General features: G+C 68.1%; 14 protein-coding genes and 2 pseudogenes. 13 read left to right on the top strand and 3 right to left on the bottom strand.

The features are described from left to right. Positions 1-715: 715 nt before the first annotated feature. The 3 genes and pseudogenes from ACFYT4_RS11360 to ACFYT4_RS11350 form a co-directional block, all read left to right on the top strand. A pseudogene (locus ACFYT4_RS11360) lies at positions 716-973 on the top strand (phosphatase PAP2 family protein); the annotation flags it as partial. Further along, complete coding sequence (locus ACFYT4_RS11355; RefSeq protein WP_389267311.1) at positions 970-1,938, top strand: decaprenyl-phosphate phosphoribosyltransferase; 969 nt, start codon at positions 970-972, stop codon at positions 1,936-1,938. The pseudogene ACFYT4_RS11360 and the gene ACFYT4_RS11355, both read left to right, overlap by 4 nt. A 40-nt stretch (positions 1,939-1,978) precedes the next feature. Continuing rightward, positions 1,979-3,007, top strand: a complete 1,029-nt coding sequence (locus ACFYT4_RS11350) for a YihY/virulence factor BrkB family protein (protein ID WP_389267310.1) — start codon at positions 1,979-1,981, stop codon at positions 3,005-3,007. Positions 3,008-3,372: 365 nt separating this feature from the next. Here the strand turns inward: ACFYT4_RS11350 and ACFYT4_RS11345 are convergent, their stop codons facing one another. After that, entirely contained in the window at positions 3,373-4,605 is a 1,233-nt protein-coding gene (locus ACFYT4_RS11345; protein WP_389267309.1) for a D-alanyl-D-alanine carboxypeptidase family protein, read from the bottom strand. A gap of 260 nt (positions 4,606-4,865) precedes the next feature. On the opposite strand from ACFYT4_RS11345, the gene ACFYT4_RS11340 reads away from it, so the two are divergent. The 4 genes from ACFYT4_RS11340 (at position 4,866) to ACFYT4_RS11325 (ending at position 8,222) form a co-directional block, all read left to right on the top strand. Continuing rightward, the gene (locus ACFYT4_RS11340; RefSeq protein ID WP_389267308.1) at positions 4,866-6,608 is read left to right on the top strand and encodes a recombinase family protein; all 1,743 of its coding nucleotides are present in this window, start codon (positions 4,866-4,868) and stop codon (positions 6,606-6,608) included. Positions 6,609-7,072: 464 nt separating this feature from the next. Then, positions 7,073-7,387: a hypothetical protein gene (locus tag ACFYT4_RS11335; protein ID WP_389267307.1), complete on the top strand. Its 315-nt coding sequence runs from the start codon at positions 7,073-7,075 to the stop codon at positions 7,385-7,387. 95 nt (positions 7,388-7,482) lie between these two features. Beyond that, the gene (locus ACFYT4_RS11330; RefSeq protein ID WP_389267306.1) at positions 7,483-7,722 is read left to right on the top strand and encodes a hypothetical protein; all 240 of its coding nucleotides are present in this window, start codon (positions 7,483-7,485) and stop codon (positions 7,720-7,722) included. Between the two features lie 2 nt (positions 7,723-7,724). After that, on the top strand, positions 7,725-8,222 hold the full coding sequence (locus ACFYT4_RS11325; protein WP_389267305.1) for a hypothetical protein: 498 nt from the start codon (positions 7,725-7,727) through the stop codon (positions 8,220-8,222). Positions 8,223-8,973: 751 nt separating this feature from the next. On the opposite strand, the gene ACFYT4_RS11320 is transcribed toward ACFYT4_RS11325, so the two are convergent. Next, positions 8,974-9,657 (bottom strand): hypothetical protein, encoded by a 684-nt coding sequence (locus ACFYT4_RS11320; protein ID WP_389267304.1) that lies wholly within the window; start codon positions 9,655-9,657, stop codon positions 8,974-8,976. Between the two features lie 160 nt (positions 9,658-9,817). Between ACFYT4_RS11320 and ACFYT4_RS11315 the strand changes: the two genes are divergently transcribed. The 5 genes from ACFYT4_RS11315 to ACFYT4_RS11295 all read left to right on the top strand — a co-directional run bounded on the left by ACFYT4_RS11315 (position 9,818) and on the right by ACFYT4_RS11295 (position 13,420). Then, positions 9,818-10,084, top strand: a complete 267-nt coding sequence (locus ACFYT4_RS11315) for a hypothetical protein (protein ID WP_389267303.1) — start codon at positions 9,818-9,820, stop codon at positions 10,082-10,084. Continuing rightward, on the top strand, positions 10,065-10,583 hold the full coding sequence (locus ACFYT4_RS11310; protein ID WP_389267302.1) for a DUF6879 family protein: 519 nt from the start codon (positions 10,065-10,067) through the stop codon (positions 10,581-10,583). The genes ACFYT4_RS11315 and ACFYT4_RS11310 overlap by 20 nt, the downstream gene beginning before the upstream one ends. Positions 10,584-10,593: 10 nt before the next feature. Next, positions 10,594-11,442 carry a helix-turn-helix domain-containing protein gene (locus ACFYT4_RS11305; RefSeq protein WP_389267301.1) on the top strand — a complete coding sequence of 283 codons (849 nt, stop codon included), beginning with the start codon at positions 10,594-10,596 and terminating at the stop codon, positions 11,440-11,442. Positions 11,443-11,532: 90 nt separating this feature from the next. Beyond that, positions 11,533-11,733 (top strand): hypothetical protein, encoded by a 201-nt coding sequence (locus tag ACFYT4_RS11300; protein WP_389267300.1) that lies wholly within the window; start codon positions 11,533-11,535, stop codon positions 11,731-11,733. A 505-nt stretch (positions 11,734-12,238) separates the two neighbouring features. Beyond that, positions 12,239-13,420 (top strand): methyltransferase domain-containing protein, encoded by a 1,182-nt coding sequence (locus tag ACFYT4_RS11295; RefSeq protein ID WP_389267299.1) that lies wholly within the window; start codon positions 12,239-12,241, stop codon positions 13,418-13,420. Between the two features lie 52 nt (positions 13,421-13,472). Here ACFYT4_RS11295 and ACFYT4_RS11290 read toward each other — a convergent pair whose 3' ends face one another. Next, entirely contained in the window at positions 13,473-13,709 is a 237-nt protein-coding gene (locus tag ACFYT4_RS11290; RefSeq protein WP_389267298.1) for an SCO4848 family membrane protein, read from the bottom strand. Positions 13,710-13,801: 92 nt separating this feature from the next. On the opposite strand from ACFYT4_RS11290, the pseudogene ACFYT4_RS11285 reads away from it, so the two are divergent. Further along, positions 13,802-13,981 (top strand): annotated as a pseudogene (locus ACFYT4_RS11285) (SCO4848 family membrane protein); the annotation flags it as partial. Between the last annotated feature and the right edge of the window lie 18 nt (positions 13,982-13,999).

Genomic DNA, 13,999 nt, shown 5'->3' with positions numbered 1-13,999 from the left:
CAGACGGCTGCTGGCGGCGATGCGCGACTGCGGAAACCAGCCCGGTATCGCGGCGGCGGCCCGCGCGCTCTCCTTCGCCGGAGAACACGGCGCGCTCTGGCTCGCTACGGGGCTCACGGGCGCCGCGGCCGACCGCGCCAGGCGCGGCCCCTGGCTCCGGGCCACGGCCCTGGTCGCGGGCGCGCATCTGGCGAGCATGGCGGTGAAGCGCGTGGTCCGCCGTCCCCGGCCGGGGATGGCGGAGCCGGCCGCAGGGGGGCGCGGGGCCGGACCCATGACCGCTCCGGCGTCCGGCCCGGCGGCGGGTTCGGCGGCCGGGCTCGCGGCAGGGTCCCGGGTCGGCTCGGTGTCCGGTCCGGCGGCGGGTTCGGAGGCCGGGCTCGCGGCAGGGTCCCGGGTCGGTTTGGTGTCCGGCTCGGTGGCCGGGGGCGGGGACGGTTCCGTGCCAGGGTCCCGGGACGGCTCGGTGGCAGGGGTCCGGGACGGCTCCGCGTCCGGGGCGGAGGCCGGATCCCTGACGGGTTCCCCACCCGGCTTCGTGATCGGTGCGGTGACCGGACCCGTGTCCGGTTCGGTGGCCGACTTTACGACCGGTTTTGCGACCCGGCCCGTGTCCGGTTCGGCGGACATCTCCGCGACGGTACGAGGCGGCGGGCAGCGGCCCGGCGGGCGGGACGGCGCCCGCGCCGACGGGAGCGGGGCCGGGAGCCGTACGCCCCTCGTCCGCACGGCCGGTGCGCACTCCTTTCCCAGCTCGCACGCGACCTCCGCCGCCGCGGCCGTGGTCGCCTTCGGAGCACTCATGCCCGCCGGGCGGCATCTCGTGCCGCCGGTCGCCGCCGCGATGTGTGTGTCGCGGCTGGTCGCGGGGGTGCACTACCCGACGGACGTCGTCGCGGGTGTCGCGCTCGGAGGGATCGCCGCACGGCTGGGGGCGCGGTGGGCAGCCGGGGACGGGGGGCGGGGGCGGTGACCGAGCACCGCACCGCACTGCTCGAACGGCCGGAGCCGGAGAGATCCGGACGGCAGCCGGGAAAGCCCGTGCCGCCCCGGGCCCTCAGTCTGCCCAGGGGGCTGCTGAGGACCGCCCGGCCCCGGCAGTGGGTCAAGAACGTCCTGGTCATGGCCGCGCCCGCCGCGGCCGGGGAGCTGGCGTCCCCGTACACCGCCCGTCAACTGGCCCTCGTTTTCGCGCTGTTCACCGCCGCCGCCGCGGCCGTCTATCTGGTCAACGACGCCCGTGACGCCGACGCCGACCGCGCCCATCCGGTCAAGCGCCACCGGCCCGTCGCCGCCGGGGACGTGCCCGTACCGGTCGCCTACATCACCGGCGCGATCCTCGCCGCCCTCGCCGTCACCGGCGCCGTGACCCTGTGCAACGCCATGACGGGCGCGCTGATCACCGCGTATCTCTCCATGCAGCTGGCCTACTGTGTCTGGCTGAAGCACGTCCTGGTCGTCGACATGGCCGTCGTGACGACCGGCTTTCTGATGCGCGCGATGGTCGGCGGGGTCGCACTCGGCATCCCGCTCTCGCGCTGGTTCCTGATCACCACCGGCTTCGGCGCGCTGTTCATGGTCGCCGCCAAGCGGTACTCGGAGGCCGTACAGATGGAGGGCGACAAGGGGGCGACGCGTGCGCTCCTCAACGAGTACACGACCGGGTATCTGCGTTTCGTGTGGCAGCTCGCGGCCGGGGTCGCGGTGCTCGCGTACTGCCTCTGGGCCCTGGAGAGCGGTGGAGTCGCCGACTCCGCGCTGCTGCCCTGGCGGCAGCTGTCGATGATCGCGTTCATCCTGGCGGTGCTGCGGTACGCGGTCTTCGCCGACCGCGGCACCGCCGGAGCCCCCGAGGACGTGGTGCTGCGCGACCGCGCGCTCGCCGTCATCGGGCTGGTGTGGGCGGGGATGTACGGGCTGGCGGTCGCCGACCTGTGAGCGCACCGGTGGCCGAACGGCAGAAGGGTACGCGTACGCCATGGACTGGTTGAGCAGGCTCCCCGTGATCGGGCCCCTGGTGGCCCGGCTGATGCGTACGCACGCCTGGCGTTCGTACGAGACCCTGGAGCGCGCCCACTGGACGCGGCTCGCCGCCGCGATCACCTTCATCAGCTTCCTCGCGATGTTCCCGCTGATCACCGTCGCGGCGGCCATCGCCGCCGCGCTGCTCAGCCAGGGCCGCCTCACCGAGCTGGAGAACAAGCTCAGCCAGCAGGTGCCGGGTATCTCGGACCAGCTCGACATCAACTCCCTGGTGGCCAACGCCGGCACGGTCGGGGTCGTCGCCGGAGCGCTGCTGCTGCTCACCGGTATCGGCTGGGTCGGCTCGATACGGGACTGTCTGCGGGCGGTGTGGGGGCTCGACGACAAGGGCGACGACAACCCCGTCATCCGCAAGGTGAAGGACGGTGCCGTCCTGCTCGGCCTCGGCGGAGTCGTGCTGGCCTCGCTCGCCGCGTCCGCACTCGGCTCCACCGCCGTCGGCTGGTCGGCCGACCGGCTCGGCCTCGGCGAGGGCGGGGCCGGGGGCGTACTGCTGCGGATCGCGGCGATCGCCATCGCCGTCGTCGCCGACTTCCTGATGCTGCTGTATCTGCTGACCCTGCTGCCCGGTGTGCATCCGCCGCGCCACCGCCTGCTGACGGCCGGGCTGATCGGCGCGGTCGGCTTTGAACTGCTCAAGCTGCTGCTCAGCGGCTATCTCAGCGGGGTCGCGAGCAAGAGCGTGTACGGGGCTTTCGGCGTGCCGATCGCCCTGTTGCTGTGGATCAACTTCACGGCGAAGCTGCTGCTGTTCTGCGCGGCCTGGACGGCGACGGGCAGCAAGGACGGGGCAGGTGAGGAGGGCGGGACACGTACCGAAGACGGGACACCGGGCGGGGACGGGACACCGGGCGGGGACGGGACACCGGGCGAGGACGGGAAGTCCCACGGGGAATCGGCGCGTGAGGGGGAGACGAAGAACAGCGGCTCCTCCGGCGGAACCTCCGCCCGACGGGCCGGGTGAACCGGCGGGAGCCGTACCGGGTGACCGGCGCCGCCCGCGCGTACACGGGCAGGCCCTCGCGCCCGGCCGACAACCCGTGCGGGGTCCGCGCCGGGCAGGACGCCCTGCGCCGGGCCCCCGCGCGTCCGACCGGCTCGCGTGAGAGCCGGGGCCCGCGCCTCTGAGTCCGCCCGCGTCCGACCGGCTCGCGTGATGAGCCGGGGCCCGCGCCCCTGAGTCCGCCCGCGTCCGGTCGGCTCGCGTGTGAGCCAGGGCCCGCGCACCGGCGCCGCCCGCGTCGGCCGGTGCCTGAGCGAGGGCCCGCGTCGGCCGCAGGCCCCCTCGCACCCCCGGCCCGGCGTGGGCCTCTCCCGCTTCCTCCCGCCTCAGCCGCGCCCCGACGGCCAGCGGCGGTTGACCAGGAACACGCCCCCGGCCAGGGCCACCAGCACACCGCCCGAGATCGCGAGCGCCGTGCCGACACCCCCCGAGGAGCCGTCCCCGGCGGCGGCGACCGTCTGCGCCTGGGGGCCGTTCTTGGCCGGTTCGGCCCCGGCGGGCACCGGCGGCTCGGCGCCCCTCGGCGCCACCAGCTCGCCCACCGGGGTGACCTTCCCGGAGGCCGCGAAACCCCAGTCGAGAAGGCGGGCGGCCTCCCTGTAGACGGCCTGGCCCTCGCCGGAGTCCGGATTCATGACCGTGACGAGGAGCACTTTGCCGTTCCGCTCGGCGACACCGGTGAAGGTCGCGCCCGCGTGCGTGGTGCTGCCGTTCTTCACCCCCGCGATCCCCTTGTAGAGCGGCACCCCGTCGTCGCCGGTGAGGAGCCGGTTGGTGTTCTGGATCTCGAACGTGTCGCGCACACCGTTTTTCATCGTGCCGGGGAACTCGGCGCTGACGGTGGAGCAGTACTCGCGGAAGTCCTTCTTCTGGAGACCGCTGCGGGCGATCAGGGTGAGGTCGTACGCGGACGAGACCTGGCCGGCCGCGTCGTAACCGTCGGGGGAGACGACCCGGGTGTCCAGTGCCTGGAGCTCCTCGGCGTGCGCCTGCATGTCCTCGACGGTCCGGGGGATGCCGCCGTTCATCGCGGACAGGACGTGGACGGCGTCGTTGCCGGAGCGCAGGAAGACTCCGAGCCACAGGTCGTGGACCGTGTAGGCGTGGTCCTCCTTGATGCCGACGAGGCTGCTGCCCGAGCCGACCTCCGCGAGATCCTCGTCGGTGACCGTGTGGGCGGCCTTCTTGGGCAGCTTGGGGAGCAGGGTGTCCGCGAAGAGCATCTTGAGCGTGGAGGCGGGGGGCAGCCGCCAGTGCGAGTTGTGCGCGGCCAGGACGTCACCGGTCTCCGCGTCGGCCACGATCCAGGACCGTCCGCTCAGTTCCCCGGGGAGTACGGGAGCGCTGGCGCCCAGCCGGACCTGGGTTCCCGGCTTCCCGAGCAGCGTGCCCCCGACGGTGGACATGGTGGCCGGCGGGATCGGCTGCTTCGGTGCCGTGGACCTGCGCTCCTTCGCGGCCTTGTCGTCGTGGGCGGTCGCGGAGGCGGGGGCGGCGACGAGGAGTGGCAGCAGGGAGGCGGCGGCGACGGTCAGCGCGGTCTTCTTCAGTACAGACACGGACGGAAAAGTACCCGGAGACAGGGAAAATATGGTTATCGGGTTGATGACTCGCCGTGAAGGCCGCCGGGACAGCCCACCCCCGGACGTCCCGGCGGAGGGCGGGCAGGATACTGGGGGTATGAAGCTCAGCCGCCCCGTGTCCTTGTTCCTGCTCGCCTTCGGGCTGTGGAGCTGGGTCATCTGGGTCACTTTCTATGGGTAACTAACCGGTAGAGCTTGGTAGAGCTTCAACAACAGAAGAGAGCAGGTGAGAGATCTTGACCCCGTTCGTGTCGGTCGTCGGATCCGAACAACTCGACACGGTGCGAGTCGCCGTGTACGCGCGCCAGAGCAAGGCCCGCTCGGACTCGTCCGAGGCGTCCCCAGAGGCACAGCTCGCGGCCGGTGAGGCGCTGGCGGCGAGCCGGGGGTGGGAGGTCGTTCACGCCTTCAAAGACGTCGGAAGGTCCGGTTGGGATCCCAACGCGGTCCGCCCGGCTTTCGAAGACCTCATGTCCGCCGTGCGCGCGGGTGAGGTCGACGTGGTGGTGGTCAACGAGCTGTCGCGGCTGACCCGCAAGGGCGCGCATGACGCGCTGGACATCGACAAGGAGTTCAAGAAGTACGGCGTTCGCTTCGTTTCCGTACTCGAACCGTTCCTCGACACGTCGAATCCGATCGGCGTCGCGATCTTCGCGCTGATCGCGGCACTCGCGAAGCAGGACAGCGACATCAAGGCGGAACGCCTGCGCGGAGCCAAGGACGAGATCAAGGCGGTCGGCGGCCGGCACTCCAGCTCAGCTCCGTACGCGATGCGCGCTGTCCGAGAGAAGATCGGCAACCTTGTGGTGTCGGTCCTTGAGCCGGACGAGGACAACCCGGAGCACGTCGCGATCGTCGAGCGCATGGTGGAAATGTCGCTGGCCGGGATCTCGGACAACAAGATCGCGACGACGCTGGCGTCAGAGGAAGTACCGGCGCCCGGTGAGGCCGAACGACGGGCCACCGACAAGCGGATGCAGTCCATCAAGAAGCGGCGTGTGTCGAAGGATGACAGCCCCATCCGGTGGCGTCCTCAGACGGTGCGCTGGATCCTCTCCCACCCGGCCATCGGAGGCTTCGCCAGTGAACGAGTGAAGCGGGGCAAGGCGTACGTGAACGTGATCGCCAGGAACGAGGCAGGGGTACCGATGACGCCCCACCGGGGAGTCATCGAGGGGGCCAGGTGGTTGGAACTCCAGGAGCGGCGAAGCAAGCGCACGAAGGCCAACAGGCAGCCCGGCGGGGAGGCCACGCCCACCCTCCTGAGCGGCTGGCGCTTCACGACCTGCGGGATCTGCTCGGGCTCCATGGGTCAGAGCAAGAACAACGGCGGGCAGGACTACTACATGTGCGCCAATCCCAAGGGCCACGGCGGCCTGAGCATCAAACGCGACCAGCTCGACGGCTACGTGGCGGGCTGTGTCTGGGCACGGCTCCACGCTGCGGACATCGACGACGAAGAGGACAGGGAATGGCTCGCGGAGGCGGCACTCCGATTCGCGCTACAGCGTGACCTGTCCGGAGTCCAGGAGGAGCGGCGCGAGACGGAAGCGCACCTTGAGCACGTCCGGAACTCCATCGCCGAACTCCAGGCCGACCGCAAGGCGGGGCTCTACCGAGGGCGCGACGAACTCGCCATGTGGCGGGCGACGATGACGCAGTACCGGAGCTTCGAGGACCAGTGCACGGCGAAGTTGGAAGAACTGAGCGAAGTGACCTCCGCAGCGATCCGGGTTCCGTCGGAATGGCACGAACCGGGAGAGAACCCGCTGGGCCCTGGTTCCCCGTGGGCTGGGTGGGACGTGTTCAAGCGCCGCGAGTTCCTCGACCTCTTCCTTGAGGGCGTCTCCGTCGGCCCTGGCCGGGACCCTGAGACCCGGAAGTACATCGCGGTCGAGGACCGGGTGACGCTGAACTGGCGTCGCCTTGAGTCGGATGAGGACCACGAGGACGACGAAGAGGCGCTGTCCGCCCTCTGACGCCTCCCCACAGCCCCGGCAGTCCTTCGCGGAACGCCGGGGCTTCGCTGTGCCCGCAGTTAGCCGACCAGCGGGCGGAGCCATGGTGGGGCCGCTCAACAGCGAGGGGCGAAAAGGTGTTGGGGGTGTCGAACTTCGACTGTTTTTGGGGAAGCCAAGAAAAACCTAGAGAGAAGAGAGCAGGGGGTCTCTGTCGTCACCCTCAACACCCCTTCGCTGCCCTCCGTCCACTCGACGGTGGCTGCCGAGGATTCCGACACATTGAAATGTTGCCTGCATCACACTTGGTGTCCGATTCGTCTGACCTGAATAGTTTTGCGGACAACCCTTGGTCCCTACTATCCGTGAACCAGGAAGCGGCCCAGTCTCGGGGGTCACCGGCCCCGGAACATGCGGGCAACTTCCGTCCACACGAACCACGTTCAGGGCCCGTCGCGGCGCCTGAAACCCGTCTGAGAGGCGCGATGGACACCACACGACACATCGAGGTCTGCGCGCTGCTGCGACGCGCTGAGGGCGCCGCACGGGACGCACTGAACGGCGACCAGGCCGCCGCACGTACAACGCTCGCCCTCGTGGCCGACGCGCGGCAGCGCGCCGAGGATACGGGTTCCGGCATCTGCGCACACCCGAACTGCTCGAACGAACTGCACTACGTCGGGCGGGGGCGTCGCCCGCTCTACTGCTCGGCGGACTGCCGCACGGACATATACCAGGCCACGCAGATGGCTGCGCGAGCGCTGATCAACGCCCCGGAAGGTATTCCTGCGCAGAGCTGACCTTCAATACATCAGGCAATGACCTGAACTCTGTTTCTCCCCTGACGTGATGCACGCAGGGGCTTTTTCATGCCCTAACGCGCAGCAAGGAAGCAATGATGAATGAATTTCTCGACCGCGCCGAGTTCCTGGACGGAAAGCGGGATAAGGGACGGATTCGCGCCGACGCATTCAAGCGAGATGAGCGCATGGAAGCGCTCGCCGAACTGCGCGACTCTCGCCCCGAGGTATTCGAGACGCTGGGAACTTCCGTACGGATGAGCCTTGGCTACTACGAGAACGACAAGAGGATTGCTGCCGAGCACGGCCGCGACGTGACGAAGGGGAGCAACTGATTATGACGACCGACATTCAGAAGGCAGCCGAGCGAGTCGCAAAGCTGCGGGCGCAGGCAGAGAAGGCATCCGCCCCGCTTGCGGACGCCGAAGCACAGTTGCGGGCAGCGCAGGAGGCGGAATTGGCGCGGCGTGCGGAACGAGCCGCAGAGTACAACCGTGAGGTTGTCGAGACGTGGCGCGAGCGCGCCGAGGATGTGACTAACTCCGGTGACACCGCGCGAGAAACCTTCCTCGCTGCTCTTTCCGCAGAGCCCTGGTTCGCGGCATACGTCGAATACCGGGCAGCCCGCCACAAGCGCGGGCACGTACTGACCGAGGCGCAGCGCGCACAGACCGCATTGGGCGTGGTGCAGACCGTTCCCGAACAGCGCTGGTATGACGCAAGGCTGTTGGAAGACATGGTGTCGCACGCTGACCGAAAGGCTGCCGAACTCGGCGCAGAGTTCGACCAGGAACTGACCGACAAGCGCGACACCTACATTTCGGGAACGGACTGACCATGGCGACTGACGCACTCGACCCCGGACCGAATGGGGATTACCTGTACTTCCCGCGCGATGCCGAGGGCCGCCCCATGTGGTCCGACTCGCCGAGGGGGAACCCTGAAGGCGGGACCGTCATGCCACGCTGGATTCAGTACATGCGCGATCCGGGCGACCCTCGCCGGCTTACGGCCCTGGATCTCACACCCCGCCTCCCGGACGGGTCCGTCATCGACCCTCCGGTTATCCCGCCGGATACCCCCCATGCCGCGTAAGCCCCGTACCCCCTGCCCGATACCCGGGTGTCCCGAGCTGACGGCAGGGGGCCGCTGCAAGGCACACCAGCGGCAGGCGAATAAGGACCGTGCCTCACGTGGTGGCACTGTGTACACCACGCAGTGGCAGCACACTCGACGCGCTTACCTGTATGCCAATCCGTGGTGCGTGCTCTGTGGCCAGTCCGCGAATGTGGCTGACCATTTCCCGCTCAGCCGACGCGAGTTGATATCACGCGGTGAGGCGAACCCGGACGCGTGGAAGCATCTTCGGCCGCTCTGCTCGAAATGCCATAACCGCGAGACAGCACGCAATCAACCTGGCGGATTCGCTGCCGAAGCACGTTCACGGCGTGAGGCGTCCGAGCGTCCGCCGTTCTGACCAGGGGGGGTGCTCCCGATCCATCAGGTTCCAGAGCGGGCGGGAGGCAAAAAACTCGCATGGCTCATTGGGGCGTTTCGGTGGGCCTTAGTGCCGCCCTCGAAGACGTTTATTGCTCCGGCGGTGGGTCAAGGCTGGGTGGTTCAGTGTCTACCACCCTTCTCAACTCCAGCTCGTTTCCAATTTGTTCCGCAAGGAAGCTCAATGCGCCCGCTTGCTTCTCCTGAGCCTTTGTTGACTTTTTTGCCTGCTCGGCCATGACGTGAGTGCTCCACTCCAAGGACTCTCTATCGAGCCCGGTGCTGCGTTGGACCTCTAGGTCGATGATGTAAGTCAAGGTCTCTACCTTGCCGAACGGGCCGAATGAGTCGACCGTCACGGTATAAAGCAGAGGAAGGTCGGAGTCGAAGAACTTGAAGCCAGCGTCAAGGTTGAAAAGGAGAGTCCGCTTAGGTGGAAGCGTCGGAATTTTTCTTGTGATTGCGCGATTTATGGCGGCATCTCGTTCCTCGCCCCGGGTGGTTCTCAAGGGCGGATCGATCGCGATCTGCACGTCGCGCGCCAGCGTTGGGCCGATGTTCTCAATAGAGAAGACCATGAGTGAGGACCCTGGCACCCTGGGTCGGATATCGGCGATCACGTACGGATCTGCTTGTTCGCGCTGCGATTTTTCCGTGAGCGCGTTGGCTTTGGCTGCCGTCGCTGTCTGTCTGTGGCTGTAAATGAATGTCGTCAGTGCAGTGGGGACGGAGATCACTAGGGCGACGAGCGCGATGGTCGATGAGGCGTCCATGTCTCTGAGCGTAGGGTCCACCCCTGACAGCGCATGGCTCATCGGCGCAACTCTTCCTACCCGGGCTTCGTTGGCGTCTGGACCTGCCCTCTTGCGCCTGCCAGCCGTAGGGGTGAGGCTCGTGCACGTCTGTGCAACCGACTCGCTAGGAGAGTGCCCAATGGCCCTACAGTTCCTGGGGATTTGGCCCAACACCCCTGATGACGGCTCGCCTACGATCTGGCTGGACGAGACGACCGGTGACCTCGTCATCCAGTCATGGAAGGCTGACGCGGAGACGATCCGGCAGGCGCAGGAAGTCGGCTCGGTGCCGGGTCACTCGACGGACGTGCCGGAGCACGAGACCGTGATCCGGCTCCCTGCGAACATGCTCCAGTTCATTCCCCGTCCGGACAGTGAGGGCAACGGTGGCAACAGCGGTACGTGAATGTCTCGCGAAGGCGCAGCGCTCGGCGATGCACCTTGAGATGCGGGACAGCTACATGCGGGATGACCCGGAGTTCATCCGTTGGCAGGAAGGGCACCGGTACGACCCGGCAGACCGCGAGTCGTGGTGGCGGTCGTGGCTGGACGTGGTGTCCGAGACGACCGGGCGTGGTGTCGACATGCGCCGTCTGCGTGTGGTCTCGGAGCCGCTGAGCGACTACGTCCGGTACGAGTACGACGGCACCTTCACGAACGTCGCAGCCGGCGAGGACGTCCGTTGGCTGCCGCGCTCGCGGGCGCGTGATCTGCTGCTCCCCGCACTGGACGGGTGGGTCATGGATGAGGAAACCGTGATCCTCCACCATTTCAGCGGCGATGGCCAGTGGACCGGTCCGCGCATGGAAGTCCTGCACGACCCGGCATTGGCGGCGCAGTACGTCAGCGCGTACGAGGCAGCGTGGGAGCGCGCGATTCCTCACGCGGAGTACCGGCCCGCCTGATCACGTACCCATGGCTGTCTCTGCATCTTCCAGTGCCCAGCAGGCCCGGCAGGCTCTCGCGAAACGTCTCGCGGATCTCTGCCGGGATGCCGGGTTGACCGGTCTCGACCTAGCCGAGCGCTGCGGGTGGAGCCGGTCCAAGTCGTCCCGGATCATGAACGCCAAGACACCCCCGTCCGCTGACGACATTCGGGCCTGGTGTCAGGCATGCGGTGCCGAGGACCAGACCGAGGACCTGATTGCCTCGCTGCGGACCGCAGAGGGCATGTGGGTCAACTGGCGCCGTATGGAGAGGGCCGGACTCAAACAGGCGCAGGAAGCGCGCTTGCCGCTGTATCAACGGACCCGCCGTTTCCGGTCCTACTCGTCGTGGCTCGTGCCCGGCATGATCCAGACGCAGCCGTACACCACGGCAGCGCTCCAAGCGATCCAGCGACGGCGCGGCCTGGTGGACGATGTGGCCGACGCCGTAGCCGCTCGCATGGAACGTCAGCGAGTGCTGTACGAAGGCGACCGGCGGTTTGCGTTCCTCGTTGAAGAGTCCGTGTTGCGGGCCGGAATCGGCGGCCCCGAGGTCATGTCCGGGCAGCTTGGTCACCTGATCTCGGTTGCCTCACTTCCCAATGTCAGCTTGGGAGTTGTGCCCATGCAGCCTGATAGGGAGCGCTGGCCGGCTGAGGGGTTCTGGATCTACGACACGGCCCAAGTCAACGTCGAATTGGTCTCCGGTTACCTCACGATCACGCAGCCCAGTGAGGTGGCCATGTACGCCGAGACGTTTGCGGAACTGGCGGCGCTGGCTGTCTACGGGGCCGCCGCTCGTGCGTTGATCACCTCGGCGCTGGATGCTCTCGGATAACTCGCGTGCAACCTCATGCAATCGCATGGGAGTTGGGGTTCCTCTCTCCCTAGCTTGGTCGTCGTCGGACCACGTGAGGGGATACCAGCGATGGCGAGTACGACCAGAGACACGGACGCTCGCAGGGACGAGTACGCGACGTACGCGCCCGAGGGGGTGACCTGCCCCGAGTGCAACCAGGCGATCGGGGTGCTTGAGGCCTGCCGCCGGGGATCGGTGGAACGGCAGTCGGGACCGCCCGCCGTGGTCTACCGGCACAGCAAGTGCGCCAAGCCGTACCGGAGTGTCTGATGACCCTGCGCGGCTCCAGAGGCGTCCTGTGCGACCGTTACCGGCCCCGGAGCTGGTGAGTCTCCTCGACAGCCCTGACAGCCCTGACAGCCCTGACAGCCCGTACGCGGACTCTCCCGAGGGCTGGTGGACGGAGTGCGGCGGGGCTCAAGATCCCCGATCCGGGGTCGTGTACTTCCCGTCGGGCGCCACGCCGCCGAAGTTCGCCGGCGGGGACGAGTAGGCCCGAAGACTCCCCGAGCACACTTCCGCGATTCAGGCCGGTGCGCTCGGGTGCACCACACCCGTCCGGTAGGGCCCCTGTGGGCACTTGAGCCCACCGGGCGGGTTCCCGAGATCCGTACGTAACCAAGAGAGGGAATGCCATGGGATGGGGAACGGGTAAGGGCGGCAGCGGAGGCAACGGGCAGCACTCCGGGGGGAAGGACCCGGGCACGTCCAAGCCGTCGTCCGACACTGCCAAGCCGAAGGACCCGCCGAAGCACAAGAAGGAAGACTGACGCAGGTGACGACACCGAAATTCGCCGAGTCCGAGCGAATCGCCCTGCGCGGTCTGCTCGGCGCGGTGAACGACGACATGGACGCGCCGGTGACGCCCGAGTGGGAGCGTGCGGCATGGAATGTTCCCCGATCCGCGTTCGTCCCCGACCGCATCTTTCTGGGTGAGGGCCTGGAGCCGTGCAACCGGGCGGACGCCCCGGAAACGTGGCTTCGCGCGGTCTACGCCAACGATTCCGTCGTGACGCAGATCAACGACGGCGAGGACCCCGACGACGGCGAGCGGTGGGCGTCATCGTCCGCGAGCGCCCCGAGCATCGTGTTCCGGATGCTGCACATGCTCGACGTGCACGAGGGACACAGGGTCCTGGAGATCGGCACCGGAACCGGGTGGAACGCGGGTCTCCTGGCCCATGTCGCCGGCCCGGAGAACGTGACGACCGTGGAAGTGGACCCCGCGTTGGCGAGGGAAGCCGGGGAATGTCTGCGAAAAGAGGGCGTCACCGCTGCCGTGGTGACGGGGGATGGGGCCGAGGGGTACACGGACAACGCGCCGTATGACCGGCTCGTGGCGACGTGCTCCGTACGGTCCGTCCCGCGTCCGTGGGTCGACCAGGTGAAGCCCGGGGGCGTCATCCTCACCCCGTGGGAAAGTCCGTGGGTCTGCTACGGGCTGCTCCGCATGACAGTGGACGACAGCGGAAGCGCGTCGGGACCGTTCGCGCCGCACTCCGCGTTCATGCTCATGCGGAACCAGCGGACCGACCTACGGATCTTCCGGGACGTCGTGCGCGATGACCACCAGCCCGACCAGTCGACCACAAGCCTTCCGCCGTGGCGGGTGACCGGTGACGATCTCGCAGCTCAGTTCGCCATGGGGCTACAGCTCCGCGACGCGTGGTGGACGTGGCACGACAACCCCGACGTGGACGGGGTGGCGTCCCGACTGTGGGTCGCGACGACCGACGCCATGTCGTGGGCTGCCGTCGACTGGGACGGGGAGTCGGACGACCGGTGGACGGTGTGGCAGCACGGCCCGCGTCGGCTCTGGAACGAAGTGGAAGCTGCCCATGCCTGGTGGGTGCTGCATGACCGCCCCGGCCCGGATCGGTTCGGTCTGACCGTGACCGCGAAGGGGGAGTCCGCGTGGCTGGACACTCCCGATCGGCCCGTTCCCGTAGCCGGCTGATCCGAAAGTCCGCCCCGTCTGTGCGCCTCCCCCGTGGCGCACGGGCGGGGCTTTACTTCTTGCCCGCGCGGACACCCCGGAAGCCGATCACGCCCACGGCCGTCCCTAGGATGAACGATGTGACAGCGAGTGCCAGATGGACCCACAGGTACGCCGTCGGGTTTCCCGCGTCGTCGAAGGCGAGTCCGCTGGCGTCCTTGAACAGGTTCTTCGCGAAGGTCACCCAGATCACCCAAGACCAGACGCCGAACGCGAGCAGGAACCAGGAGACGCGGCGGCTGAGCTTCATCGGGGGTCCTTCGGGGTGGGGTGCTCGTGCCCTGGCAGTATCGAACGGGCCTGCGGTGGGCTTGCGGGTGGGTCTCGGTACGCTAGTGGTCGAACCTCTGGAAGGACGGCAGCGGGCTCGCGTTCGACGACGCGGGTGACCCGACCGGATACTTCTGGGTGCATCTCGTGCTCGCCATCGCGTCCTTTCTTCTGGGGACGGCGGTCGGCGTCATCGGGTTCCGTGGTCTGCGGGCCTTGCGGCGCGGAGCAGCGGAGACGGCCGAGTCGTAACTTCTTCGATCACCTCGG

The sequence above is a fragment of the Streptomyces sp. NPDC004609 genome (assembly GCF_042873655.1).
Lineage (GTDB): Bacteria > Actinomycetota > Actinomycetes > Streptomycetales > Streptomycetaceae > Streptomyces.
This window is presented reverse-complemented; position numbering and strand designations above follow the sequence as displayed.